We start from the raw sequence: 24,164 nt of genomic DNA on the forward strand, positions 1-24,164 counted from the left end.
TATAGCAATTTATAATTTTAATAGGTATAACATAAGAAAATTAGTTGCAAAAGAGGTGATTTGATGATATTAGTAAGCTCCTGTTTAGCGGGGTTAGAAGTGAGGTATAATGGGACGCATTGTTTACATAATAAAATATGGAAATTAGTTCAGGAGAAGAAAGCCGAAATGGTTTGTCCTGAAATATTAGGCGGATTTTCAACTCCTAGAGAACCTGCAGAGATCATCGGTGGAAACGGGGAGGATGTACTGGATGGAAAGGCGAAAGTAGTGGATCGGTCAGGCAACGATGTGAGAGAGCTTTACATAAAGGGCGCTTATGCGGCTTTAAAAAAAGCAAAAGAAATAAAAGCAACATTAGTAGTTCTCAAAGAGAATAGTCCGTCCTGCGGTAGTTCAATGATTTACAACGGCGAATTTACTGGAAAGAAAATGGTTGGAAGTGGGGTAACAGCTGCTTTACTAAAGAGAAACGGGTTTCAGGTCATTTCAGAAGAACAATTTGCTGAACTAGATTCTTTTTAACTACGAGTTGAATTGGAATCGATTTTTTAAAAGTCCGCTTTTTCCTGTTCATATAATTTAGATTGATAGAATAACGAACGAATCCTTGAATTGTTCAATTGAATGCCAACAATACCCGTTGTTTGTGCAACAGTTGGTTTGTCATTTTTTAGAGAAAGACCGGATGCTATATCATTGAGTTGTTTGTCCATCTGGGTAATCTTTTTTTCGACTTGGTCCAACCGCTCATTAATTTCGGTCAATTGCTGCTTTGTTAGTTCAAACTGTTGATCAGCTTGTTTGATTTAAAACGTTAATCGATTTGTTCAAAGGGCTGCCTCGTTTTCCGTATGATTTTTTAGTTGCTCCGCTAATTCCTTCAACACTTGTAAAATCATCTTAGCTATAAGATGGGCCCAAATTTCTTCATTTTTATCCTTTCTCATTATAACATGCTCCAGCCATTTCAACGAAGACTACATTATTTTTTTCAAATCGGTATTAAACTGATAATGAATGGGAAAAGCGAGGAATAATCATATCCTTTTAGACGGCATTTTTTAAGATAAAAACATTTTGCAAAACATTCTTACTCAGCTTAACCGCTTATCTTCAATAAAAGCTCCTTTCACCCGAGACTGGCTGCCATTTTGAGTGCGTATTTTAGTTAACCAATTGACATTAATAGTTTACAATTTTATCATTTAATTGTTAACCTTTTTATTTTAAAAGTTAACATAAAAAAGATTGGAGGTTGAAAAATTAGAAATAGCTCTTTAATTAGTTTAATGAATTTTGACGGAAATTCATTGACATAAAATAAATGACGGAGGCTGGAGGCCAACGAATGAAAGAGGAAAGGTATTATAGTGTCAGAATGAGAGCTGCCAAGAATGGACCTCATGAACATGGCGGAAAACATATATCTGGTGGAGAACTGCTTTCAACCTATAGTGATTTAAAAAATTCAGTAAATGCTTTATTAGAAAAGGGACTTCATCACTCAAGAGGTACTCCTGATTTTATGCAAATTCAATTTGAATCTATTCACGAACCGATTAAACGAATTCAACCATTACATATTGACACAAATGAGGCAGATACAGTAGAGAAAGGGCGAAAGTTGTCCAGGCTGCTTTTGGAGAAAGTCGGTATCGAAAGACAGGTTATTGAAAAAGCATTTACAGAATGGACGAAATATTCAGGAATGAGAGGCGCTATATTAATTGATGTTCATTCAGGAAAACGTATTGATGATAGGCAGGAAAAGGGAGTTCGTGTTTCAAGAATCGATTGGATGAAGACGAATTTTGAACATTGGGCAGACTACTTTCATGTGCCCAAGAGTACAAGAATCAGGGAAGCACTTGTGATTGCCACAAAGGTGTGTGCGCATCCGGCTACCATCGCTGAACTATGTTGGTCAGACGATCCTGAATATACTACTGGCTATGTTGCAAGTAAAAAGCTGGGGTATCAACGGATTACAAACCTAAAAGAATATGGAGATGAACGCGGCTGCCGGATCTTTTTTGTTGATTGCAGGAAAGATCTGAATGCCTATATTCACTATTTAGAAAAACAGCCAGTCTTTATTCATTGGGAGGTAGAGAAATGAAACAACAATTAATCGAAAAAAGTAAAAAATATCTATGACTACCTTTTACACAGATGATGATCATCCTTTAATAATTGATAGCGGCCAAGGAATGAAAGTTAAAGATATTGAAGGAAAAGAATATATGACGGCTTTTCTTCCGTTTGACTAACGTACATGGTCATCGTAAAAAAGAACTGGACGAAGCAATTAAAAAAAAGCTCGAAAAAATGGCCACTCCACATTGTTAGGCATGACAAATGTTCCAGCAACAGAGCTTGCGGAAAAGCTCATTCAAATAAGTCTTGAAATGCCGTCTCTCACAAGCAGATACCGTCATTTATAACCATGTAGCATTCTTTTTTGGCAGCTTTTTCGGATGTAGCCCCGTTGCAGCGGTCACTTTCGGCGGGACAGTGTTTGGGGTTGGGAGCAGCGGCTCAAGGCTAACGGTCTTGCCCTGCAAGCGATGAGACTGATCAGCCGTTTCAATATTGGAAAAATATCAATAAGACAGAGAAACAAAAGAATATACTGCCTCTATTCTTTCAGCAGTATTTCTTGTACTGTATAAAGTAATCGCCTCAAGCTGTGTTAGTAGGCTGCGATATTGCTCGATTTTTGGTGATGAAACGTCAAAATATTGGACACAAGTCATTTACAAACGAAAAGAAAAATTTCTTAATCCAATTTTTCAAAATAAAGGTCATATCAAGGCGTTAAGAAACTGGCTTGGGGAGGAGTTTGCACATATACCAATTCACTCGGTCGTCGTGCTTCTGCCGCGGGCAAAGTTCAAATCAGAAATTCATTTTTCCAATGCATACGTTATTTATCCAAAACAGCTGAAACAAGTGCTTGAGCAGCATAGAACAAGCGAGATCGACGGAGAAACAAAACAACAGTTGATTCGAAAATTAGAAACTGTCATTGCCAAGAACAAGCAGCAACAAAAAGAAATAAAAAAGCGGCATGTACAAACGATTCAAACAAATAGAAAGCAGGAGGATCGATATATTCAGCAAAACCGCTGTCCGAAATGCGGCAGCGCTCTAGTAATCAAAAATGGAAAATATGGAAAATTTAAATGCTGCAGCACCTATCCCAAATGCAGGTTTACACAAAAGATTCGCTAATTTTCTCTGTTGTAGAATAATTGTGGGAGCAATTGTACTCCCATGAAATATGAGTTAAATTCCAACTTCTGTGTGTGAACTCGTTTTATGGTTGGCTAACGAAACAATTTTTTGCAAGGAGCAAAAAAGTTACATGTTATTAACATAAGAACTACCATTTAATCATTTACTCTCGTAAAGCTGCCCTTGCTGCATCCATATATTCAATCCTCTGCAGGCGCGATCATAAATCTTTTGTTGTTCATCAAATGCAGTTGGGACGTTTTCTAATCCCAAAAATACCTTGATACGCGTAATATTTAATTTTGTCAGACTGTCGATGTGTAAACGTGACGAAACTCCTCGAATGCTATTTATGTATGAGTGGAATGTAAAAATTTGTTCCATTAACAAAAATGTTTTTTATTTACAATTAACATTTGACTATTCTTAGTAAATCGTTTATAGTAAATTTAAACTTAAGAACGGAAGGGTGAACGAACTAACATGGAGTGCTAATCCTATTTACGAAAGCCATGAATTGAAGGGTTTTTTTCTGTATTTTTCTGCAAAGGGGCTTTTCTGCCTTATTTTTGCTGCCTTCAATTGGCGTTTTCGGAATAGGATGGCATTTCCATTGTTAGTTGAACCCAAATAGAGTTGTTCTCTTTTTGGTGTCCTGCTATACGTATGCCTCCTATTCCGTGTAGATAGGGGGCATTTTTTTGTCCCCAGAAAACGGAAAATAGGGGATGATAGTATGATTCTTTTAGAAGCGTTCAATATTAAGCATTATGTCAAAGACCGTCTGTTATTGGACGTCGATCGATTAGTCATTCAAAAAAATGACCGCATTGGTTTAGTTGGCCGTAATGGCAGTGGAAAAACAACATTGTTAAACATATTGGCCGGAAATATATCCCCAGAAAATGGGACAGTCATTTGTCATACTCAATGTAAACTTTTGCCACAGTTGAAACGAACAGATACAACCAAAAGTGGTGGTGAAGTGACACAAGCCTATATTCATGATGCGATCGTTCAAGCACCAGAAATCTTATTGGCAGACGAACCAACCACCAATCTTGACAGAGAACACATTGAATGGTTGGAAAAAAAGTTGGCTCAATGGAAAGGTGCTTTGGTCATTGTCTCCCATGATCGAGCATTTCTAGACGCCCTTTGTACCACTATCTGGGAAATTAACGAAGGAACAATCAAAGAGTACAAAGGCAACTACAGTGACTATGCAGAACAAAAGGAGCTGGAGCGCCGTCAACAGATACTGGCCTATGAACAATATGAGAGAAAGAAACAAGCTTTGGAGAGAGCTTTGGAATTAAAAAAACAAAAAGCTGAAAAAGCAACAAAGGCACCAAAAAAAACCAGCCCGTCAGAAGCAAAAATCACTGGCGCAAAACCATACTTTGCCAAAAAACAAAAGAAATTGCAAAAAGCCGCAAAAGCGATTGAGAAGCGGCTGGAATTGCTGGAACTAGAAAAAGTAGAGAAAATGAAAGAACTCCCTCCAATCAAAATGAACTTGCCTAATGAAGAGGCTTTTAAAGATCGGGTCATTATCCGTATGCAGGAAGTGGCAGGCGTCATTGGCCAACGTGTTCTATGGAATAAAGCCAGTTTTCAGGTGCGTGGCGGCGATAAACTCGCCATTATCGGTCCGAATGGAAGCGGGAAAACCACTCTGGTAAAAAAGATCCTGAATCAAGATAAGGGAATTACCATTTCCCCATCCGTGAAAATGGGGTATTTTAGTCAAAACTTAGATATTTTAGATGTCAACAAGACGATTTTAGAAAATGTACGCTCCACTTCCAAACAGGATGAAACACTCATTCGGACCATACTTGCACGCCTGCATTTCTTTCGGGATGATGTTTATAAGTTAGTGGGGGTTTTGAGTGGCGGCGAGCGGGTGAAAGTCGCCCTTGCCAAATTATTCGTCAGCGATATCAATACATTACTTTTAGACGAACCGACGAATTTTCTTGACATTGAAGCAACCAGTGCATTGGAGTCACTGCTGCAGGAATATGAAGGAACCGTGATTTTTGTTTCCCATGACCGCCGATTCATTGAAAATGTCGCCACCCGAATTTTGGTTATTCGGGATCAAAAGATTAAACTATTTGATGGAACATTTAAGCAATACGAACAATATGAACATCAAAGCAAACGTGATGCTAAGGAAGATACCCGGCTCTTGCTTGAAACAAAAATCTCAGAAGTGCTTAGTCGATTAAGTATCGAGCCAAGTGAAGAACTAGAAAGAGAGTTCCAGATGCTTTTAGAGGAAAAACGAAAGCTGGACATATAAGAAGTGTGCTTATCCACACCAACTTCAATGATGGTACGCAAAAAGGCATTAGGATAATTCCTAGTGCCTTTTCACACCATAAAAATTGGACAATTTCAATCCGATCTGTTACACCTGCTTCTTTAGCAGTTGCTTCTAGCCGTCCTTTGTTATTCAAGTTTCACATTGAAGCCAGCACGCGATAGCCTTCACCAGCAAGCGCCACACTTGTCAGCAAACCAAAGCCACTTGAAGCTCCTGTAACAAACGCAACCGGTTATTTGTCAAAAGTCTGACTCACAAGATTCCCTCCAGCAATTCATTATTTCTAACCATTTGACTTTTCCTAAAAGGCTCTCTATAATAATTATTGTACTTTTAAATTTACAGGAGGATTATTAAAAAAATGCATTTTATCAGATTGCGTTTCCCAACTTTGAACCGGTAATTAAATACGTTCAAAGGCTCTGCTTGTGTATGCAGAGTAAATGGGAGCAGTCTGTCCTTTTTTACATTTTTTCCGAGAAGCCTCCCTTCCTCTAAACGGAGTGAAGGAGGGGGATGAATCGGCTGACGTATCTACGGATTGCGTAAGCAAGAAGTAGTGGAAGGGTTGGACCACCCCATCGGTGTGATGCCGATGTTGCTTACTGAACCCGTCGAGAAGGCTTCCGATGCATTCATCGAGTAGAAGGAGACCGCCTTCTTCTGCGCAGAAGCTTCTTTGGTAGAGGTAGTAAGAAACTCCCATCTCTTCATAGAATAAAGGTGGGAGAGGTTCATTAATCTTCATTTCATATAGAAAATATGTAATGTGAAAAAAGGCAGATCGTTCTGCCTTTTTTTATTAATTCTCCTTCTTCTGTTTAGCAAAAGGAAGGTTTATTTGATGACGGCTTCTAATAGCCCCTAATCTAATAAGGATGGGTCTTCTTCCCTTTACTCTGAATCACAGGCAGATCGCCTGTGATTTTTTTATTTCGAAAGGGAGAGATAACATGACCAGAAAAATAAAAAGCGCAAAACTTGTTAGTGAATTTGTGGCAGCATTTAGATGCCCACTCTGTAAAAGTTCGATGAGGGTTGTGGATTTTAAAAGCCTAATCTGCTCTAAAAACCATACTTTTGATTTCACAAAACAGGGATATGTAAACTTGATGCCTCATCCCGCTAATAGTCATTACAAAAAGGAACTGTTTGAAGCAAGACACAAAATCATCAAGGAAAGTAACTTATACACATTCGTGCATGAAGCGATTGCAACGTCGATAAAGGAGTATATGGACGTTTCTTTTAAACCTTTAATGGTTGCAGATGTAGGGTGCGGAGAGGGCTCCCATTTACAAAGGATTTTGGACGAATGTAAGGTTTCGGCAATGACTGGGGTTGGTCTTGATATTTCAAAGGAAGGCATTGCCATGGCTGCTAAGAGATACGAAAACCTAATCTGGTTAGTAGGTGACTTGGCAAAATCACCATTAGAGGATCAATCGTTTCATGTGATTCTTAATATCTTATCTCCTGCCAATTACAAGGAATTTAAGAGGATTTTAGTTGAAGATGGACTAGTCATTAAAGTCGTTCCTCGTTCTAATTATCTAAAGGAGCTGCGAGAAGCACTCTTTGATAACAATGAAAAAAAGGTCTATAAAAATGATCACATAGTGTCGCTTTTTAAAAAGCATCTCCATCTACTGGATGTTTTCCATTTATGTTATACGAAGAACCTTAATAACGTGGAACTGAAAAATCTAGTTCAAATGACTCCTCTTGCTTGGTCCGCGGATAAAGAACGCATGGATGCGTTTATTCATCGGGATTCCGTTGAGATCACAGTGGATTTAGATATTTTAGTTGGAGTAAAAACCGCACCAATGATTGGGGGCAGTGAATAATGGAAAAAGTATATATTGAATTAAAAAATATTGAAGTCTCATTTTTAGGCCAATTAGTATTAAATATCCCTCGACTAGCAGTACACCAGTTTGATCGTATCGGGATTGTTGGAAAAAATGGGGCTGGAAAGAGTACGTTATTGAAACTTTTGGCCGGTCAAATTACGCCAGATAAAGGCCAAGTAAATCGTTTTGCAGATTTTGCCTATTTCGATCAACTGTCAAGGCCAGCTGAAAGAGAAGAAGTAGATGATGAACTGTTAGGAAAGCTATCTATACCTCAAACAGAATTTAAAAATTTAAGTGGTGGTGAACAAACGCGTTTGAAGTTAGCGGGAATTTTCTCCACTTATCATGAAGGTTTATTGCTTGACGAGCCGACAACACATTTAGATGAAGCCGGTGTACAGTTTTTCATCGATCAGCTGCGTTATTACTACGGCGCGCTTGTTCTTGTAAACCATGATCGTTATGTGTTAGATGAACTCGTTACAAAAATTTGGGAAGTAGAAGACGGGCGTGTAACGGAATATACGGGGAATTATTCAGACTACCTAGCACAAAAAGAACTCGTTCGTAATAGACAGCTTAAGGATTACGAAAAATACGTGAAAGAAAAAACACGTCTTTTAAAAGCGGCAGAGGAAAAGATGAAAAAGGCGGAAAAAGTTACTCAGGCAAATAAACGCATGTCAAAGAAAGAAACGAAAGCAAAGGCAAATAAAATGTTTATGACTAAATCAAAAGATACAAGCCAAAAGGCGATTCAACGTGCAGCAAAAGCAATCGAAAAACGAGCGGAACAACTCGAAGCAGTGGAGGCACCAAAAAAGGAACAAACACTGTATTTTCCTCAGCCAGCAGCTCTCAAGCTACACAATAAGTTTCCGATTATGGCAGATCGATTAACGCTAAAGGCAGGAAACAAAATCCTTCTCAAGGAAGCAAGTTTCCAATTCCCATTAGGGAGCACTATCGCGATTACAGGAAAAAATGGTTCAGGAAAAACAACACTCCTTCGCCACATTTTACAACGAGGAGAAGGCATTATCATTTCTCCTAAAGCGGTCATCGGATCTTATGAACAAATGGGATATTATTTTGAAAAAGATGAAACCGTAATGGCATATATGAAGGAGAGAAGCGACTACGATGAAAGCAAGATCCGTGCCGTCCTTCACGCAATGAATTTTACAGAAAATGATTGGAGAAAGAATGTCCGCGATTTAAGTGGTGGAGAAGCAATCCGTCTAGTATTGTGTCAACTGTTTTTGGGAAGATACAATATACTCGTTTTAGATGAGCCGACAAATTTTTTGGATGTTTTTTGTATCGAAGCGTTAGAACGCTTTTTAAAAGGATATGAAGGCACTGTCCTTCTCGTATCACATGATCGCATGTTTATTGATCGTGTAGCAGATCATATATATGTCATGGAAAACCAACAATTGAAGCTAAGAAACTGAAGCAGGGAAGACGTTCCTGCTTCTTTTTTATAAGAATCCTTTTTAGGCGGGTGATTTTTTAATAAGAAATTGTATAGTGTGAACGCTTATTTTTCAAAAATAGAACTATGTGCTAAATGAACATTGAAATAAAATAATGAAAATAATTAAACAAGAAGGTAAAGGAAAAATGGAAGTTTAAGGAGAAGAAAAAGGATTAAAAACAGAGAATTCTTTAAAGGGCATCAAACAGAAGCATAATGGATGCTTTTCACTCTAGAGCAAACAATCAAAATAAATTTGCTATTTACTGATTGTTAAAGTTTTTAATAAAAATGTTATGTTAACTGTATGGTGAGTCGGGATACAACCAAAGATTCCAGCCCTTTGTTTCTTTGTGATACAGTTAGAAAAAAGAGGATGGGTGATTGGGAATCATTCATTTTTCCATTGGTCATGTTTGCTTTTCTTATTGCTTTTGCACGTGCAGTGTTCTTGTAGTCAAATCATTAGTCATGAGAAAAGTTCAGCACAAATTGATAAGAAGCTGGATAGAATCATTGAACTGTTAGAGAAACAAAGCAAAGGATAACCTATTCTTTTAGACGGTTTAAGGAGGCCGTTTTACAACATAGAATTAGACAAAAACTAACCTAAAAACATTGTGTCTGAGGGGGAACGATTGCCTTCAGGGAGATTTCAAGAAGTACCTATTTATCCAACTGCACTCAAATGTATGCCGATCCTGCGGCACGAACATTGTATCTGTACCAATGGATGAATTTGGAATGAGAATTTATGAAACATGCAAACTTAGATTAATACATACTATTCCGGAATTTTTTTAAGTCAGGAAAGAAGAAAAAAACAACTATTAACTCTTGTGCGAAGATATCAAACGATTGTTTTATAAGAGAGAACAAATCAAAGCAATATCTGTGTCTTCTTGATCAGTTCCTTACCTACAACATTCATCTGGCAACCCGAGTATCATGCCTTGATAGCGATGGTTAGATTTAAAAAATCCTAAACGGTACTGCACAAGCAAACTAAGGAGTTCAGTAAACGCTTTCAAAAAAATCCTTCTGTACAAAAAAGAAAATACCCACAAAATTTTGACTCAATCTTATTAAACGAGGATTGACATTTGGGGCATTTATTACGTATTTTATAGATAACAGCTATAAAATATTTAACTTTTCTGAAAATTGTGTTAATATAAGCTGATGAAGGAGATTTTCTATGGCAAATAAAACTTTAAAAGAAAGAATTATCGATACGGCTCTGCATCTTTTTGAACAATACGGCTATCATGGGGTTACTGTCGATCGGATTGTCACAGAAATCAACGCATCAAAAGGCGGCTTTTATCATAATTTTAAATCAAAAGATGAACTTCTTTATCACATTCACGATGTGTTTATCACCTATGTGCTCAACAAGGCACAGGCGGCCTATGAAAACTACAAAACCCCTACAGAGCGTTTATGTGCTATTATCCAATCATTTGTGAAAGTATTTCATTTATATAAGCCGCATATAACGGTGTTTTATCAAGAAAGCAATTATTTAAAGCCGGAGTATGCACAAAAAATTAATGAAAAGCGTGATGAGTTTAAGCAGGTGATTTTTCGGGTCATTCGCGAAGGAATTGACGCAGGCGAGTTTCGCCCAGAGCTTTCAGTGGAAATTACAGGCATGACGATTATTGGCATGGTGAACTGGACGTATAAATGGTATAAGCCGGAAGGACCGATGACAATCGAGCAAATTGCCGACTATTTTATTGATTTTATTCTGCATTCTGTCCTTACAGAAAAGGCTAAGCAAAAGGCGGAAAATATCATTTATTTCATCAAAAGCAAGCAGACTTCGCTTCAATCATTTTAAAATTTAAAAAATGATTTTTGGTTAACGTAAATTTTTCGTAAAAAACCGACTAGTCGGTTTTAGAATAATATGTTAGAAATGGGGGAGAGAGCATGAATTTTGAACTTACAAAAGAGCAACAGATGATTAAAGAAATGGTAAGGGAGTTTGCTGAGAAGGAAATTGCACCAAACGCAGCGAAATGGGATGAAGAAGCCTATTTTTCCATCGAAATATTCAAAAAGATGGGAGAGCTAGGGCTATTGGGAATCCCGTTCCCAGAAGAATATGGCGGAGCTGGTGGCGATACGATTTCATATGCTGTTGCTGTAGAGGAAATTGGTCGCGCCTGTGGCGGAACAGGTCTTAGCTATGCTGCTGCTGTCTCATTAGGCGCAAGCCCTATTTACTATTTTGGTACAGAAGAGCAAAAGCAAAAGTGGCTTGTTCCGATGGCCAAAGGAGAGGCGTTGGGAGCGTTTGGGTTAACTGAACCGAATGCCGGTTCAGATGCTGGCGGAACCCGAACGAGAGCGGTGCTTGACGGAGATGAATATGTGATTAATGGAGAAAAATGCTGGATTACGAATGCAGGGCATGCAAGACAAGTGATTGTCACCGCAGTGACCGGAAAGGATGACAAGGATAAAAACATCATCTCTGCTTTAATTGTTCCAACAAACGCTCCGGGATTTACGATTCAATGCAATTACGACAAAATGGGTGTCCGTGCCTCGAATACGTGCGAGCTTGTGCTTGAAAATGTACGCGTGCCGAAAGAGAACATATTAGGGGATCCGGCAAAGGGATTTAAGCAATTTTTATATACTCTAGATGGCGGTCGCATTTCGATTGCTGCTCTTGCCGTTGGCATCGCTCAAGCCGCGTTTGAGAAAGCGCTTCAATACGCGAAGGAACGGACACAATTTGGTCAATCCATTTCTAAATTCCAAGCGATTCAATTTAAGCTTGCCGATATGGCGATGGAAATCGAATTAGCCCGCAGCATGGTGTATAAAGCGGCCTGGCTAAAAGATCAAGGGAAACCGTTTACAAAAGAAGCCTCTTTCGCTAAACTATTCGCTTCTGAAGCTGGCTTCCGCATATGTAATCAGGCAATTCAAATTCATGGAGGATACGGGTATATGAAAGAATATGGGGTCGAGCGCCATTTGCGCGATATTAAGCTCATGGAAATTGGTGAAGGCACATCAGAAATTCAGCGGCTCGTTATTGCCCGTCAGCTTGGATGTTAAAGGACAGAAAAATGGCGCGGATGAAAATTTATTCAAACAAAGGAGGCGCATGTTATGGCGGAGATGTTAGAGGTTACGGTTGGCAAACTATTAGAAGAAAAAGCGAATGCTTATCCAGAGCATGAGGCTGTTGTGTATGCAGATCGCGGACTTAGAATGACATACAGGCAGTTTGATGAATATTGTCGTCTTGTTGCTCGAAGCTTAATGAAACTGGGCATTCAGTCAGGAGAGCATATTGCAATTTGGGCAACCAACACTCCTGAATGGCTGGCATGCCAGTTTGCTACAGGCAAAATGGGGGCTGTACTTGTGACGGTCAACACGAACTACCGTACAGCTGAATTAGAATACTTATTGAAGCAATCAGATTCCACGACCCTTCTTTTAATCGAACAATATCGCGATACCTCTTACATTGACACGATCTATGAGATTGCCCCGGAGCTGTACGAATGTCAGCCAGGACAGCTGAAAGCGAAGCGTCTTCCACGTCTAAAAAATGTCATCGTTCTTGGTGATAAGCGTTACCCTGGCACATATACATGGAATGATCTTTTGGCGATGGCTCAAGATACCGCTGAAGAGGAACTCGATCAACGAATGAACTCCCTTGACCCGCATGATGTCATCAATATGCAATACACTTCAGGAACGACAGGCTTTCCAAAAGGAGTTATGCTCAGCCACTATAACATTATCAACAACGCCTACAATATTGCGCAATGCATGAAACTCACTAAAGATGATCGTTTATGTATTCCTGTGCCATTTTTTCATTGCTTTGGCTGCGTGCTAGGCGTCTTAGCATGCGTCTCTGTCGGCGCTACGATCGTACCAATTCAAGAATTCAATGCTACCCAAGTGCTTCAAACGGTTCAAGATGAAAAATGCACCGCTTTACATGGTGTGCCGACCATGTTTATTGCCGAGTTGAACGATCCTGATTTCGAAAAATACGATCTGTCTTCATTGCGGACAGGAATTATGGCGGGATCAAATTGTCCAATTGAAGTAATGAAGGCAGTCATTGAAAAAATGGGAGCCAAAGAAATTACGATTGCTTATGGACAAACTGAATCTTCGCCTGTCATTACTCAGACGAGAACGGATGATCCTATTCATTTGCGCGTCGAGACAGTCGGGCGTGCTCTTCCAAACGTTGAAGTCAAAATAGTCGAGCCAGGCACAAACAAGGAAGTACCGCGCGGTGTGCAAGGAGAGCTATGTACGCGAGGCTATCATGTCATGAAAGGATATTATAACAATCCGGAAGCGACGAAAGAAGCGATTGATGAGGAAGGATGGCTCCATACAGGCGACTTAGCAATAATGGATGAAAATGGATATTGCCGCATTACTGGAAGACTAAAGGATATGATCATCCGCGGCGGAGAAAACATTTATCCACGGGAAATTGAAGAATTTTTATATCAGCATCCGAAAATTCTAGATGTTCAAGTGGTCGGTGTACCTGATGAAAAATACGGAGAAGAAGTAATGGCGTGGATTATTTTAAAACCAGGGCAAACTGCGACGGCTGAAGAGGTTCAAGAATTTTGCCGCGGAAAAATATCGCGTCATAAAATCCCCCGTTATATTGAATTTACCGATTCGTATCCGATGACAGCATCTGGGAAAATTCAAAAATTTAAATTGCGCGAGCAGGCTAAACAAATTCTTAGTACAAAGACAACCCATGAATAGGAGGAGTTGCATGTTTAAAAAAGTGTTAGTGGCCAATCGGGGAGAAATTGCAGCTCGAGTCATTCGAACGTGCCGGCGGTTAGGAATTCAGACAGTAGCCATATACTCAGAAGCAGATGCTGATTCGCTCCATGTAAAATGGGCAAACGAAGCTTATTTAATTGGAAAGCCGCATGTCAGTGAAAGTTATTTGAATATTGACAAAATCATTGAGGTTGCAAAAGCGACGAAAGCTGAAGCGATTCATCCAGGATATGGTCTCTTGTCGGAAAACCCGACATTTGCGCACCGTTGTGAAGAGGAAGGAATTGTATTTATCGGACCGAATGCTGATGTTATTGCGAAAATGGGAAGTAAAATTGAGTCGCGGAAAACAATGTCAGAAGCAGGCGTGCCGATCGTCCCCGGCATCTCCTTTCCACTTCAAAATGTTGAGGAAGCAGCAAGCACAGCAGCGACGATCGGTTATCCTATTATGTTAAAGGCGTCTTGCGGCGGTGGCGGCATCGGAATGCAAATCGTCCATAATGAAGAGGAATTGCACAAAGTGTTTGAAGGCAACCAAAAGCGGGCGACTTCCTTCTTCGGCGATGGGGCAATGTATTTGGAAAAGTATATTCAGAATCCGCGCCATATTGAAGTTCAGCTTCTTGCTGACCACTACGGGAATTATGTGTATTTATGGGAACGTGAATGTTCGATTCAGCGGCGTCACCAAAAGGTGATTGAAGAAGCTCCTTCTCTGTTTTTAGATGAGCAAACAAGAAAAAGAATGGGGGAGACAGCCATTCAAGCTGCCCAATATATCGGTTATACAAATGCAGGAACGATTGAATTTCTTGTTGATGAACAGAAAAACTTCTACTTTCTTGAAATGAATACGCGTCTTCAGGTAGAGCATCCAGTAACTGAGGAGATTACCGGTCTGGATCTTGTCGAAGAGCAGCTGCGCATCGCTGCCGGGGAAAAGCTCGGCTATAGCCAAGATCACATCCAGCGTCAAGGGCATGCCATCGAAGTGCGGATTTACGCGGAGGATCCAAAAACATTTTTTCCATCCCCCGGAACCATTACTGCGCTTCAATTACCGGAGGGAAAGCATATTCGCAATGAAACAGCTGTTCAAAGCGGAATGGTCGTAACGCCGTTTTATGATCCAATGATTGCTAAATTAATTGTAAAAGGCGAAAACCGAAAGGATGCGATTGATCGCATACTGCAAGCGCTTGACAGCTATCAAATTGAAGGAATAAAAACAAACATTCCAATGCTAAAAGAAGTGTTGACACACCCAGAATTTCAAGCGGGACATACAACAACTGATTTTGTAAATCGGCATTTAAACAACGTTTCTATCAAAGAATAAGATGTTGACTAAGTCTTCCACTTTTCTTGATTAGAGAGTGGAAGACCTTCAATCTGCAAGCTCAGGAAATGGAGGAGTAAAAAGATGAATCAAATTGTTGCAATAATGGCAGGGAATGTATGGAAAATTGTTGTATCTGTCGGTGAACACATTGAGGAAGGGCAAGATGTCGTGATTTTAGAATCAATGAAAATGGAAATTCCTATTGCTGCAGAAGCAAGCGGAATCGTTAAAGAAATTCATGTGAAGGAAGGCGATTTTGTCAATGAAGGCGACATTTTGCTTGAATTTGAATAAGAGGTGAGGCGCGTGGGCAACTGGCCTAAACACGTTACGATTAAAGAGGTAGGGCCTCGTGATGGGCTGCAAAATGAAAAGACAGCCATTGCGACTAAAGATAAAATTGCTTGGATCAATCAGCTTTCCAAAACAGGGTTGACGTACATTGAAATAACATCATTTGTTCATCCAAAATGGATTCCGCAGCTAGCCGATGCGTTAGATGTTGCAGCAGGAATTGAACGAGCTCCTGGTGTTACTTACGCAGCGCTTGTTCCAAATCAAAAAGGGCTTGAAAATGCTTTGACGACTCAAGTTGATGAAATCTCTGTATTTATGTCTGCAAGCGAGACGCATAATCAAAAAAATATTAATAAATCAATCTCTGATACCTTTCCTGTCTTAACAGCTGTTGTTCAGGAGGCAAAGCGCGCTAAGAAAACCGTTCGCGGCTATCTTTCAACGGTTTTTGGTTGCCCTTATGAGGGGGAAGTTTCCATTGAGCAGGTAGCTGCTATATCAGAGCGGTTGTTTGAAATGGGAGTGGATGAGCTTTCTTTAGGTGATACGATCGGTGTTGCTACCCCTCGCCAAGTGGAAGCTGTGCTCAACTCGCTTCTAAAGAGATTCCCGAAAGAAAAGCTATCCATGCATTTTCACGATACAAGGGGAACAGCCTTAGCCAATGTACTGCTTTCATTAGAAATGGGGATTACGACTTTTGACAGCTCGCTTGGTGGACTGGGCGGCTGTCCGTATGCACCGGGAGCTTCCGGAAACGTAGCGACTGATGATTTATTATATATGCTTCATGGCATGGATATTGCTACAGGCATTGATGCTGGGCGGTTAACGGAGGCAGCTCTATTTATTCAAAATAAAATCGGTCGAGCGCTCAATAGCCATTATTTGCAAACTGTTGATCCGTGTTTGTCCTAATAAAGGAGAGTGATTAAATGGAATCTTCTATTCTCTATGAGGCGGCGAATGGAGTGGCAGTGCTGACTTTGCATCGCCCGCAAGCAGCCAACGCTTTGTCTACCGCGCTGTTAATGGAACTGAAGCAAAAGCTTGGGCAATTAACGTTTGATCGCTCGATCCGTTGTGTGATCGTAACAGGAAGTGGAAAAAAAGCATTTTGTGCTGGTGCTGACTTAAAAGAACGTGCCAGTATGACTGAAACAGAAGTGAGAAAAACGGTTGCACTGATTCGCGAGACGATCAATGAATTTGAACAGCTTCCAGCACCAACTATTTGCGCGATTAATGGCGTTGCATTTGGCGGAGGCCTCGAATTGGCGTTAGCTTGCGATATCCGCATTGCCTCTGATCATGCTCAGCTTGGATTAACCGAAACGGCGCTTGGGATTATTCCAGGTGCCGGCGGAACTCAGCGTCTCCCGCGTTTAATCGGAAAAGGGAAAGCAAAGGAGCTCATTTTTACGGCTAAACGGCTAACGGCAGCGGAAGCAGCCAGCATCGGAATAGTAGAATATGTTGTGCCGTATGAGCAGTTAATGGAAAAGGCAAACGAACTTGCCGGACAAATAATTCAAAATGCGCCGATTGCTGTTGCCCAAGCTAAAATAGCCATTAATCGAGGTCTGGAAGTCGATTTATATACAGGTTTGAAGCTGGAGCAGATGGCTTATGAGGTGACAATTCCAACGAAGGATCGTTTAGAAGGGCTGCAAGCCTTTAAAGAAAAGCGGAAGCCTGTTTATAAAGGAGAGTAAAGGAGGAAGTGCAAGTGATCAACGAGCAAGCAAAAACATTGACCGAGAAATTGGCGGAACAAGTCGAAAAAATTGAACAAGGCGGCGCATTAAAGTACCATCAAAAAAATGCGGAGAAAGGCAAACTATTCGTACGAGATCGTCTAAAGCTGTTATTTGATGAGGGAATGCAATTTGAGGATGCTTTATTTGCCAATTGTCTTGCTGACGGTCTGCCAGCTGATGGCGTGGTAACAGGGATCGGAAAAATCAACGGGCAAACCGTATGTGTAATGGCCAATGATTCAACGGTAAAGGCGGGATCGTGGGGATCACGGACCGTAGAAAAAATCATTCGTATCCAAGAAACCGCAGAAAAGCTTCGGTGCCCGATGCTTTATTTAGTAGACTCGGCTGGAGCGCGGATTACGGATCAAGTCGAAATGTTTCCTGGTCGCCGCGGGGCAGGGCGCATTTTTTACAATCAAGTAAAGCTTTCTGGAAAAGTGCCGCAAATATGCTTATTATTTGGACCATCGGCGGCCGGCGGTGCTTATATTCCAGCTTTTTGCGATATCGTCATTATGGTCGAAGGAAACGCTTCGATGTATTTAGGATCGCCGCGAATGGCCGAGATGGTGATTGGCGAAAAAGTGACGCTTGAAGAGATGGGTGGAGCGCGAATGCATTGCAGTGTCTCTGGGTGTGGAGATGTACTTGTGAAAACAGAAGAAGAAGCCATTCAGTTTGCACGCAAGTACTTATCTTATTTTCCAGCCAATTTCGCTGAAAAACCGCCAATTGTCGAAGCAAAGCCAGCGAAGAGCTTTGAAAAAACGATTGAGGACATTTTACCCCTGAATCAAAATGCGCCGTTTAATATGTATGACTTGATCGAGCGTTTTATTGATGAAGGCTCTTTTTGCGAAATCAAAAAGCTGTTTGCACCTGAATTGATTACAGGACTTGCTCGCTTGAATGGACAGCCAATCGGTATCCTTGCTAACCAGCCGCGCATCAAAGGCGGTGTCCTATTCCATGATTCGGCTGATAAAGCAGCCAAATTTATTACTTTATGTGATGCCTTCCATATTCCGCTTTTATTTTTAGCCGATATTCCAGGATTTATGATCGGCACAAAAGTGGAAAGAGCAGGAATTATCCGCCATGGAGCGAAAATGATTTCAGCGATGTCAGAAGCAACGGTTCCGAAAATTTCTATTATTGTGCGAAAAGCGTATGGGGCAGGTCTTTATGCGATGGCTGGCCCGGCCTTTGAACCGGATTGCTGCTTAGCGTTTCCTAATGCGCAAATTGCCGTGATGGGACCAGAAGCAGCGGTTAATGCAGTCTATGCCAATAAAATTGCTGAGCTTCCTAAAGAAGAACAGGCAGCCTTTATTGAACAAAAACGGGAGGAGTATCGCCGCGATATTGATATTTATCGTTTAGCCTCAGAGATGGTGATAGATGGAATTATCGCTCCAAACCAGCTTCGCGAAGAATTGATTCGTCGCTTTGATGCCTATATGTCGAAATATATCGTCTTTTCGGAAAGAAAGCATGGAGTATATCCGGTGTAATAAAAAAGGTTCTTTGTCAAATATTGGGGTTCAGGCTGCCGCGCTTCGCTTGGTGGCCTTTTCTTCTAAAAAAGGGGTACCTCCCTTTCTAGAAGAAAAGGTAGCGCTAGCCTATATGTCCCTCAATTCTTTTATACTTGTGGATTCATAGTATTTTTGAGCGAAAACGGGTAAAATTCTTATATCCATAGGCATTTCGCTTTCATACCTTTAAATTGTTGATTCCTTGCATTGGCGCTTTTGATGCTGGAAGATACGCCTACTTCTGCACGGACAACCATGTCGCAGGCATGTAGTGATTTTTGATACAATCCAGCTTAAATAGCTTTGGATCCATTGCTTCTCGAAGAGGGCGTAACCGGGCCGCGCTGCTGAATTTAGAAAACGAACTAACGCCAGTGACGATATCCAATGGGTCGAGGGCGCTGCAGAATAATTTTTCCCCTGTGCCAAGCTCTCAACCTGAAAGCCAGTCTTTTCCAGAAACGTCTGAGCTTAATTCTAATGCACCATAAGCTGCGCCCAATGCAACCACTGCCGGCGACAAATGAATGAGACGAGCGCTGTAATTTGTCCCCAGAATTCTTTGTTCAACTGTCCGTCATTGATCCTTTTGCATTAAAAATTATAGATTTTATCAATAAAAAGCATCGTTTTACATATTTTCACGAGCAAGAATTATGCCGTTTTGCAGAGGCACAATGTTACAAGCGAGAGACGTACCCAGTAAAAATAGAACTATGTGCTAAATGAACAATATAAAAAAATAAATTTAATTTACTGTTTTTAAGGAAGTTAACACAAAATCTGAAAAAGGGGAATGCTATAAACCCCCTTTTTCCTCATAATTGGTATAACTGATGTTCAGCTTAAAAAGTAAGTCTGTCAATTAACTCTGAATAAGATTCGCGTTCATTTCACTGTCACGAATTTTTCCTTCGTGTAAATATAAAATTCGATTCCCCAATTTTTTTGCTTCCTCAAGATGATGGGTGACTAATATAATGGGAATGCGCCAAAGCTTATGGATACGTAATAGCTCTTCATGACCTTTTACACGTGTTTGATTATCTAAGGCAGAAAAAGGTTCATCTAAAAGCAAGGCAGCCGGCTCGGTTGCAATGGCTCGTGCAATGGCGACCCGTTGTTTTTCGCCGCCTGAAATTTCAGACGGGTATTTATCTCTAAGGTGTTCAATTCGCAGCTCTTTCATTAAATTTTTGACAAAACTTTCATTTTGCATGCCATAAGCAATGTTTTTCCAAACAGTCATATGGGGAAAAAGCGCATAATCTTGAAATACATAGCCGATGTTTCTTTTTTGTATAGGAACAAACACTTTTTTATTTTCAAATAAAATGGTGTCGTTTAATCGGATGATGCCAGCAGCAGGTTTGCTTATCCCAGCAATACAATTTAAGATAGTCGTTTTTCCGGAGCCGGAGGGGCCAAAAAGGACAACAATCTCATTAGCCACTGAAAATTTTACATCTAATTCAAAATGGGATAGTCTTTTTTGGATTTCAACGATAAGCATAAGAAAAAACTCCTCGTATACTAAGTTTCAGAAAGTTTTTTTATCGAATTTCCAGTCCGATACGCTCCTTGACAATCGCATATCTTGGGTGGTTGCCTTTGTGGGAGGGGCGCGCCCCTCCCACAAAGGGTTGAGCGTACCGGGGTTGGACTTTTCGCAATGTTCCTGGATAATGGTCTTAGGATCATCGGGGATACTCTTCTCACTCCTGTAGCTTTGACTACTTGTAAAGTCTGTCTCCTCGGCCCCTGTTTGGACGTCTAACCCGCAGGCTGTTCCCGTTGGTTTTCCCCATGCTGGAAGGAGCAGCTTCCAGGGTAGCCCATGGTCCAACGTGAGTTCTCATATGCGAGGGTGACTGGTCAACAGGCGCGATCCGGGGGCATCCCGAAGAGTCCGACCCCTCGATCCTACAACAATAGGAGGTGATCTCATGAAACTCTACGTCGGGATCGACGTGAGCTCACGCGACTTAGCCACCTGCATTATGGATCATGAAGGAAATACGTGCGCACGCTTCAAAGTGGATAATCATCTTCTGGGCGCCACCTTCCTTCGGGATCAAATCCTCCTGTGGGCTAACAAGCGAAAGCCAACCGAAATTCTGATCGGGATGGAAGCCACCTCGGTCTACAGTTGGCATCCAGCTATGTTTTTCCACCAGCAGGAGGCCTTGCAGGCTTGGAACGTCAAGGTGTTTACGATCAATCCAAAGCTCATTCGCAAGTTTAAAGAAGCCTATGTCGACTTGGAGAAAACGGATGACATCGATGCTTGGATCATTGCGGATCGGCTTCGCTTCGGCCGTCTGAAGATGACGGCTGTCCTCAAGGAGCAGTTTCTCGCGCTTCAGCGACTGACACGCATGCGATATCATCTCGTCCACCAGTTAACCCGTGAGAAACAGTATTTTCTCCAGCACTTGTTTTACAAATGCAGTTCCTTTACCCAAGAGGTGGACAGTTCGATCTTCGGACATGCCATTCTCGAACTGCTGCTTGAGTCGTGGAGCCTCGATGACATCTGCCAAATGGATGTCAAGCAGTTGGCCGACTTCCTGCGCCAAAAAGGGCGCAATCGCTTTGCCGATCCGGAATGCATCGCCAAGTCGATTCAAAAGGCGGCCCGTTCGTCGTATCGGTTGTCCAAGTGTGTCGAGGATTCCATCGACTTGCTGTTAGGGCTGTCGATTCAATCAATCCGCAGCCTGCAATCGCAGCTCAAAGAGCTCGATAAAGCCATTACCCGCCATCTTGAAGGCATTCCGAACACACTGCAAACCATCCCAGGCATCGGACCGGTTTATACCGCAGGCATCCTGGCCGAAATCGGGCAAATCGAGCGGTTTCACAACCAGGCCGCCTTGGCAAAATATGCCGGCTTGACATGGTCCAAGCACCAATCGGGCCGTTTTCAAGCCGAGGACACCTCCCTCATTCGTTCCGGCAATCGCTATCTCCGTTACTACCTAGTGGAGGCTGCCAACTCGGTGCAACGGCATGATGCGACGTTTCGTGCGTACTACCGGAAGAAGTATGAGGAAGTGCCCAAACACCAACATAAACGAGCCCTCGTCCTCACCGCTAGAAAACTCGTGCGTGTGATCGATGCGCTGCTACGCAACGGTCAAATCTACACGCCAAGAAAGGGGGAAGATCGATAAGAGGATCGATCTGGTATACCAATATCAACCTTTAGACCCAGTTTATTACATGTACCAATACTGGGTTTCTTCAGTATTGCCTTTTTTCGGATCATCGGACAAGGGAATTTCCAATTTCTATGATTTTTCACCTTGACATATTACCGCAGGACTTTAAGTAAGCGACAAATAAGCTCTAAAAATTTTTGAACTTACTATTTTTGTACATGTCTCATCATATTCCTTTTGCTCCACCAATTTAGCCATAAAATAGCGCTAAAGCCGAGGGCAACGATAATGATCACCCAAAATTTTGCTGCTTCCAAATTACCTGACTCCACCGCAAAATAAATAGCTAAAGGAATGGTGTCGGTGACATTCGGAATATAGCCGGCGAGCATGAGAGTGGCACCAAATTCTCCTAACGCTCGTGCAAAGGATAAAACTAAGCCAGCTAACAGTCCTGGCCATGCCAGTGGAAAAGATATCGTCCAAAACACTCTCCATTTCGATGCCCCCATTGTATATGCAGCATTTTCAATATTTGGGTCATACTGCCGAAACGCTGCAGATGCACTTTGATACATTAAAGGAAAAGACACGACGACTGCTGCGATCACAACAGCATACCAAGTGAAAACAATTTGGAAATCAAACCAATCGAGCAGTAATCGACCAATAAATCCGTTTTTACCAAATATATATAATAAACCAAAGCCTACAACTGTAGGCGGAAGCACGAGTGGCAGCAAAATAATCGCTTCTATAACACTTTTCCCTCGAAAGGAGTTACGACTGATCAATCGTGCCAACAGAACCCCAGTAACAAATACGATAAACGTGGCGATTGTTGCCGTTTTTAAAGAGAGCATAAGCGGCGAGTAATTCATATTTGTCGTTCACCTTTTCATAAAGTTTCATCATTTTTCGTTATAAATGGTTATAATTATTTTGAACTTTGGAGTAAAGGAAATGGTAAAACAAGAAGTTGAGTCATTTCCATTGAAAAAGAGCGAAACAAAACATGATATAATCAAGATTAGATATAAACTACATAGCCATCTTCTTGTTAAGAAAATAATTAATTTTATTTATATTTAAATATAAATCATTGATACAGAAGTTATCAATACAATATATCAAATTACATTTAATTACTTATAACGAATTTTTTTTATGAAGGAGCAAGTAGGCATGGAAAAAAATCTTTCTTATACAACCGAGGAAGTGGCAAACATATTAAAGGTTTCAAAATTAACCGTATATGATTTAGTGAAAAAAGGGTTATTACCTGCTTATCGTGTCGGACGACAAATGCGAATTGATCCTTCCGATCTAGAAGAGTATATAAAAAAGTCAAAAGAAGAACTGCAGCCAAGCTCCGTACAGTCATCAAAAAAAGAAACATCGATTGAAACTCAAGGGTATTTGCAACCTAGACAATTAATTATAAGCGGCCAGGATATGAGCTTAGATATTTTGGCGAACTACTTAGAAAAATCCTCGAAAAGGTTTCGGCCACTTCGTTCTTATGTTGGAAGCTTAGAAAGCCTAATTTCAATGTATCAAGGATATTCAGACATTGTCAGTACACACTTAATCGAAGGAAATTCAGGTGAATATAATATTCCGTATATCAGTAAGATACTAGTGAATTTTCAGTATATCGTGATTCATTTACTAACAAGGAAGGCAGGCTTTTACGTCAAAAAGGGAAACCCGTTGAATATTAAGCATTGGGAAGATTTAAGAAGAAAAAATATAAAAATTGTGAACCGGGAAAAAGGTGCGGGTGCTCGTGTTTTACTAGATGAATGTTTGAGAAAGTATCGCATACCTGTTTCTGAAATTAACGGCTATGACAATGAGGTAACCAATCACGTAAGTGTCGCAAGTGCTGTCGCTAAAGGGGATGCAGATGTCGGGGTAGGAATTGAAAGAGGGGCTAACCTAGTTAAAGATGTCGATTTCATTCCGTTAGTTAATGAAAAGTACGATTTGGTTATTTTAAAGAACGATGAGAATAGAGAGTTAATTAGTCAAGTCTTGCAAATTTTAAGATCGGTTCACTTTCAAAACGATTTAAAAGCACTAGGAGGCTATGATTTATCACAAATCGGGCAAGTCGTTTATGAAAGCTGAAATGGATCCAGCTAAAAGCCAGGGGTTTCTCTTAAAAACCTCTGGCTTTGTTTTATCACTTTTTGGCACTGGAATATCTGGTTTTCTTGATTCGTGAGCACTGGAAATGAAAAACCAAAAAGAGAAACATAAGTATATCTTTTTCTATTATATTTATTTATAATTAAATATAATTAATTATAAATAAAAGAAAATAGG

The 24,164-nt window shown here is 40.7% G+C and carries 19 protein-coding genes and 3 pseudogenes; 18 read left to right on the forward strand and 4 right to left on the reverse strand.

Translation table 11 applies throughout. The features are described 5' to 3' along the window. The first annotated feature begins 63 nt into the window (after positions 1–63). Complete coding sequence (locus NSQ44_RS09100; RefSeq protein WP_340856694.1) at positions 64–525, forward strand: DUF523 domain-containing protein; 462 nt, start codon at positions 64–66, stop codon at positions 523–525. Between the two features lie 26 nt (positions 526–551). Here NSQ44_RS09100 and NSQ44_RS09105 read toward each other — a convergent pair whose 3' ends face one another. Continuing rightward, positions 552–716, reverse strand: coding sequence for a hypothetical protein (locus NSQ44_RS09105; protein ID WP_158640189.1), 165 nt, complete (start codon positions 714–716; stop codon positions 552–554). Positions 717–1,351: 635 nt separating this feature from the next. Between NSQ44_RS09105 and bioW the strand changes: the two genes are divergently transcribed. The 5 genes and pseudogenes from bioW to NSQ44_RS09130 all read left to right on the forward strand — a co-directional run bounded on the left by bioW (position 1,352) and on the right by NSQ44_RS09130 (position 5,551). Next, positions 1,352–2,122 carry a 6-carboxyhexanoate--CoA ligase gene (gene bioW, locus NSQ44_RS09110; RefSeq protein ID WP_340856697.1) on the forward strand — a complete coding sequence of 257 codons (771 nt, stop codon included), beginning with the start codon at positions 1,352–1,354 and terminating at the stop codon, positions 2,120–2,122. Between the two features lie 53 nt (positions 2,123–2,175). Continuing rightward, a pseudogene (locus tag NSQ44_RS09115) lies at positions 2,176–2,405 on the forward strand (aminotransferase class III-fold pyridoxal phosphate-dependent enzyme); the annotation flags it as partial. Between the two features lie 313 nt (positions 2,406–2,718). Then, a pseudogene (locus NSQ44_RS09120) lies at positions 2,719–2,868 on the forward strand (nuclease-related domain-containing protein); the annotation flags it as partial. Positions 2,869–2,955: 87 nt separating this feature from the next. After that, positions 2,956–3,237, forward strand: a complete 282-nt coding sequence (locus tag NSQ44_RS09125) for a topoisomerase DNA-binding C4 zinc finger domain-containing protein (RefSeq protein ID WP_340856700.1) — start codon at positions 2,956–2,958, stop codon at positions 3,235–3,237. 739 nt (positions 3,238–3,976) lie between these two features. Further along, entirely contained in the window at positions 3,977–5,551 is a 1,575-nt protein-coding gene (locus NSQ44_RS09130) for a Vga family ABC-F type ribosomal protection protein (RefSeq protein ID WP_340856702.1), read from the forward strand. Between the two features lie 85 nt (positions 5,552–5,636). Here the strand turns inward: NSQ44_RS09130 and NSQ44_RS19035 are convergent. Next, a pseudogene (locus tag NSQ44_RS19035) lies at positions 5,637–5,831 on the reverse strand (short-chain dehydrogenase/reductase); the annotation flags it as partial. Positions 5,832–6,528: 697 nt separating this feature from the next. On the opposite strand from NSQ44_RS19035, the gene NSQ44_RS09135 reads away from it, so the two are divergent. From NSQ44_RS09135 to NSQ44_RS09180, 10 genes are all read left to right on the forward strand, one after another. Beyond that, positions 6,529–7,425, forward strand: coding sequence for a putative RNA methyltransferase (locus NSQ44_RS09135; RefSeq protein ID WP_340856704.1), 897 nt, complete (start codon positions 6,529–6,531; stop codon positions 7,423–7,425). Further along, positions 7,425–8,891 carry an Msr family ABC-F type ribosomal protection protein gene (locus tag NSQ44_RS09140; RefSeq protein WP_340856706.1) on the forward strand — a complete coding sequence of 489 codons (1,467 nt, stop codon included), beginning with the start codon at positions 7,425–7,427 and terminating at the stop codon, positions 8,889–8,891. Before NSQ44_RS09135 ends, NSQ44_RS09140 begins: the two co-directional genes overlap by 1 nt. A gap of 1,221 nt (positions 8,892–10,112) precedes the next feature. Then, complete coding sequence (locus NSQ44_RS09145) at positions 10,113–10,760, forward strand: TetR/AcrR family transcriptional regulator (RefSeq protein ID WP_339192816.1); 648 nt, start codon at positions 10,113–10,115, stop codon at positions 10,758–10,760. A 92-nt stretch (positions 10,761–10,852) separates the two neighbouring features. Continuing rightward, positions 10,853–11,995 carry an acyl-CoA dehydrogenase gene (locus NSQ44_RS09150; protein ID WP_340856708.1) on the forward strand — a complete coding sequence of 381 codons (1,143 nt, stop codon included), beginning with the start codon at positions 10,853–10,855 and terminating at the stop codon, positions 11,993–11,995. Positions 11,996–12,049: 54 nt separating this feature from the next. Continuing rightward, positions 12,050–13,702, forward strand: coding sequence for an AMP-binding protein (locus NSQ44_RS09155; RefSeq protein WP_340856710.1), 1,653 nt, complete (start codon positions 12,050–12,052; stop codon positions 13,700–13,702). Between the two features lie 10 nt (positions 13,703–13,712). Beyond that, entirely contained in the window at positions 13,713–15,068 is a 1,356-nt protein-coding gene (locus tag NSQ44_RS09160) for an acetyl-CoA carboxylase biotin carboxylase subunit (RefSeq protein WP_340856711.1), read from the forward strand. Positions 15,069–15,152: 84 nt separating this feature from the next. Continuing rightward, positions 15,153–15,365, forward strand: a complete 213-nt coding sequence (locus NSQ44_RS09165) for an acetyl-CoA carboxylase biotin carboxyl carrier protein subunit (RefSeq protein WP_340856713.1) — start codon at positions 15,153–15,155, stop codon at positions 15,363–15,365. A gap of 12 nt (positions 15,366–15,377) precedes the next feature. Further along, on the forward strand, positions 15,378–16,286 hold the full coding sequence (locus NSQ44_RS09170) for a hydroxymethylglutaryl-CoA lyase (protein ID WP_340856715.1): 909 nt from the start codon (positions 15,378–15,380) through the stop codon (positions 16,284–16,286). Between the two features lie 17 nt (positions 16,287–16,303). Then, complete coding sequence (locus NSQ44_RS09175; protein WP_340856717.1) at positions 16,304–17,083, forward strand: enoyl-CoA hydratase; 780 nt, start codon at positions 16,304–16,306, stop codon at positions 17,081–17,083. A gap of 14 nt (positions 17,084–17,097) precedes the next feature. Beyond that, positions 17,098–18,645: an acyl-CoA carboxylase subunit beta gene (locus tag NSQ44_RS09180; protein ID WP_063389473.1), complete on the forward strand. Its 1,548-nt coding sequence runs from the start codon at positions 17,098–17,100 to the stop codon at positions 18,643–18,645. Positions 18,646–19,534: 889 nt separating this feature from the next. On the opposite strand, the gene NSQ44_RS09185 is transcribed toward NSQ44_RS09180, so the two are convergent. Then, positions 19,535–20,182, reverse strand: a complete 648-nt coding sequence (locus tag NSQ44_RS09185) for an ATP-binding cassette domain-containing protein (protein WP_340856720.1) — start codon at positions 20,180–20,182, stop codon at positions 19,535–19,537. Positions 20,183–20,615: 433 nt separating this feature from the next. Between NSQ44_RS09185 and NSQ44_RS09190 the strand changes: the two genes are divergently transcribed. Beyond that, positions 20,616–21,845, forward strand: coding sequence for an IS110 family transposase (locus NSQ44_RS09190; protein WP_027725928.1), 1,230 nt, complete (start codon positions 20,616–20,618; stop codon positions 21,843–21,845). Between the two features lie 194 nt (positions 21,846–22,039). Here NSQ44_RS09190 and modB read toward each other — a convergent pair whose 3' ends face one another. Further along, entirely contained in the window at positions 22,040–22,714 is a 675-nt protein-coding gene (gene modB / locus NSQ44_RS09195; RefSeq protein WP_340856722.1) for a molybdate ABC transporter permease subunit, read from the reverse strand. 304 nt (positions 22,715–23,018) lie between these two features. Here modB and NSQ44_RS09200 point away from each other — a divergent pair, with 304 nt between their 5' ends. Then, a complete protein-coding gene (locus tag NSQ44_RS09200) occupies positions 23,019–23,966 on the forward strand; it encodes a helix-turn-helix transcriptional regulator (protein ID WP_340856724.1) in 948 nt (315 codons plus the stop codon). Positions 23,967–24,164: the final 198 nt, after the last annotated feature.

Origin of the sequence: Aeribacillus sp. FSL M8-0254, from assembly GCF_038008845.1 — a bacterium.
In the GTDB taxonomy this organism is placed as follows: Bacteria; Bacillota; Bacilli; order Bacillales; family Aeribacillaceae; genus Aeribacillus; species Aeribacillus composti.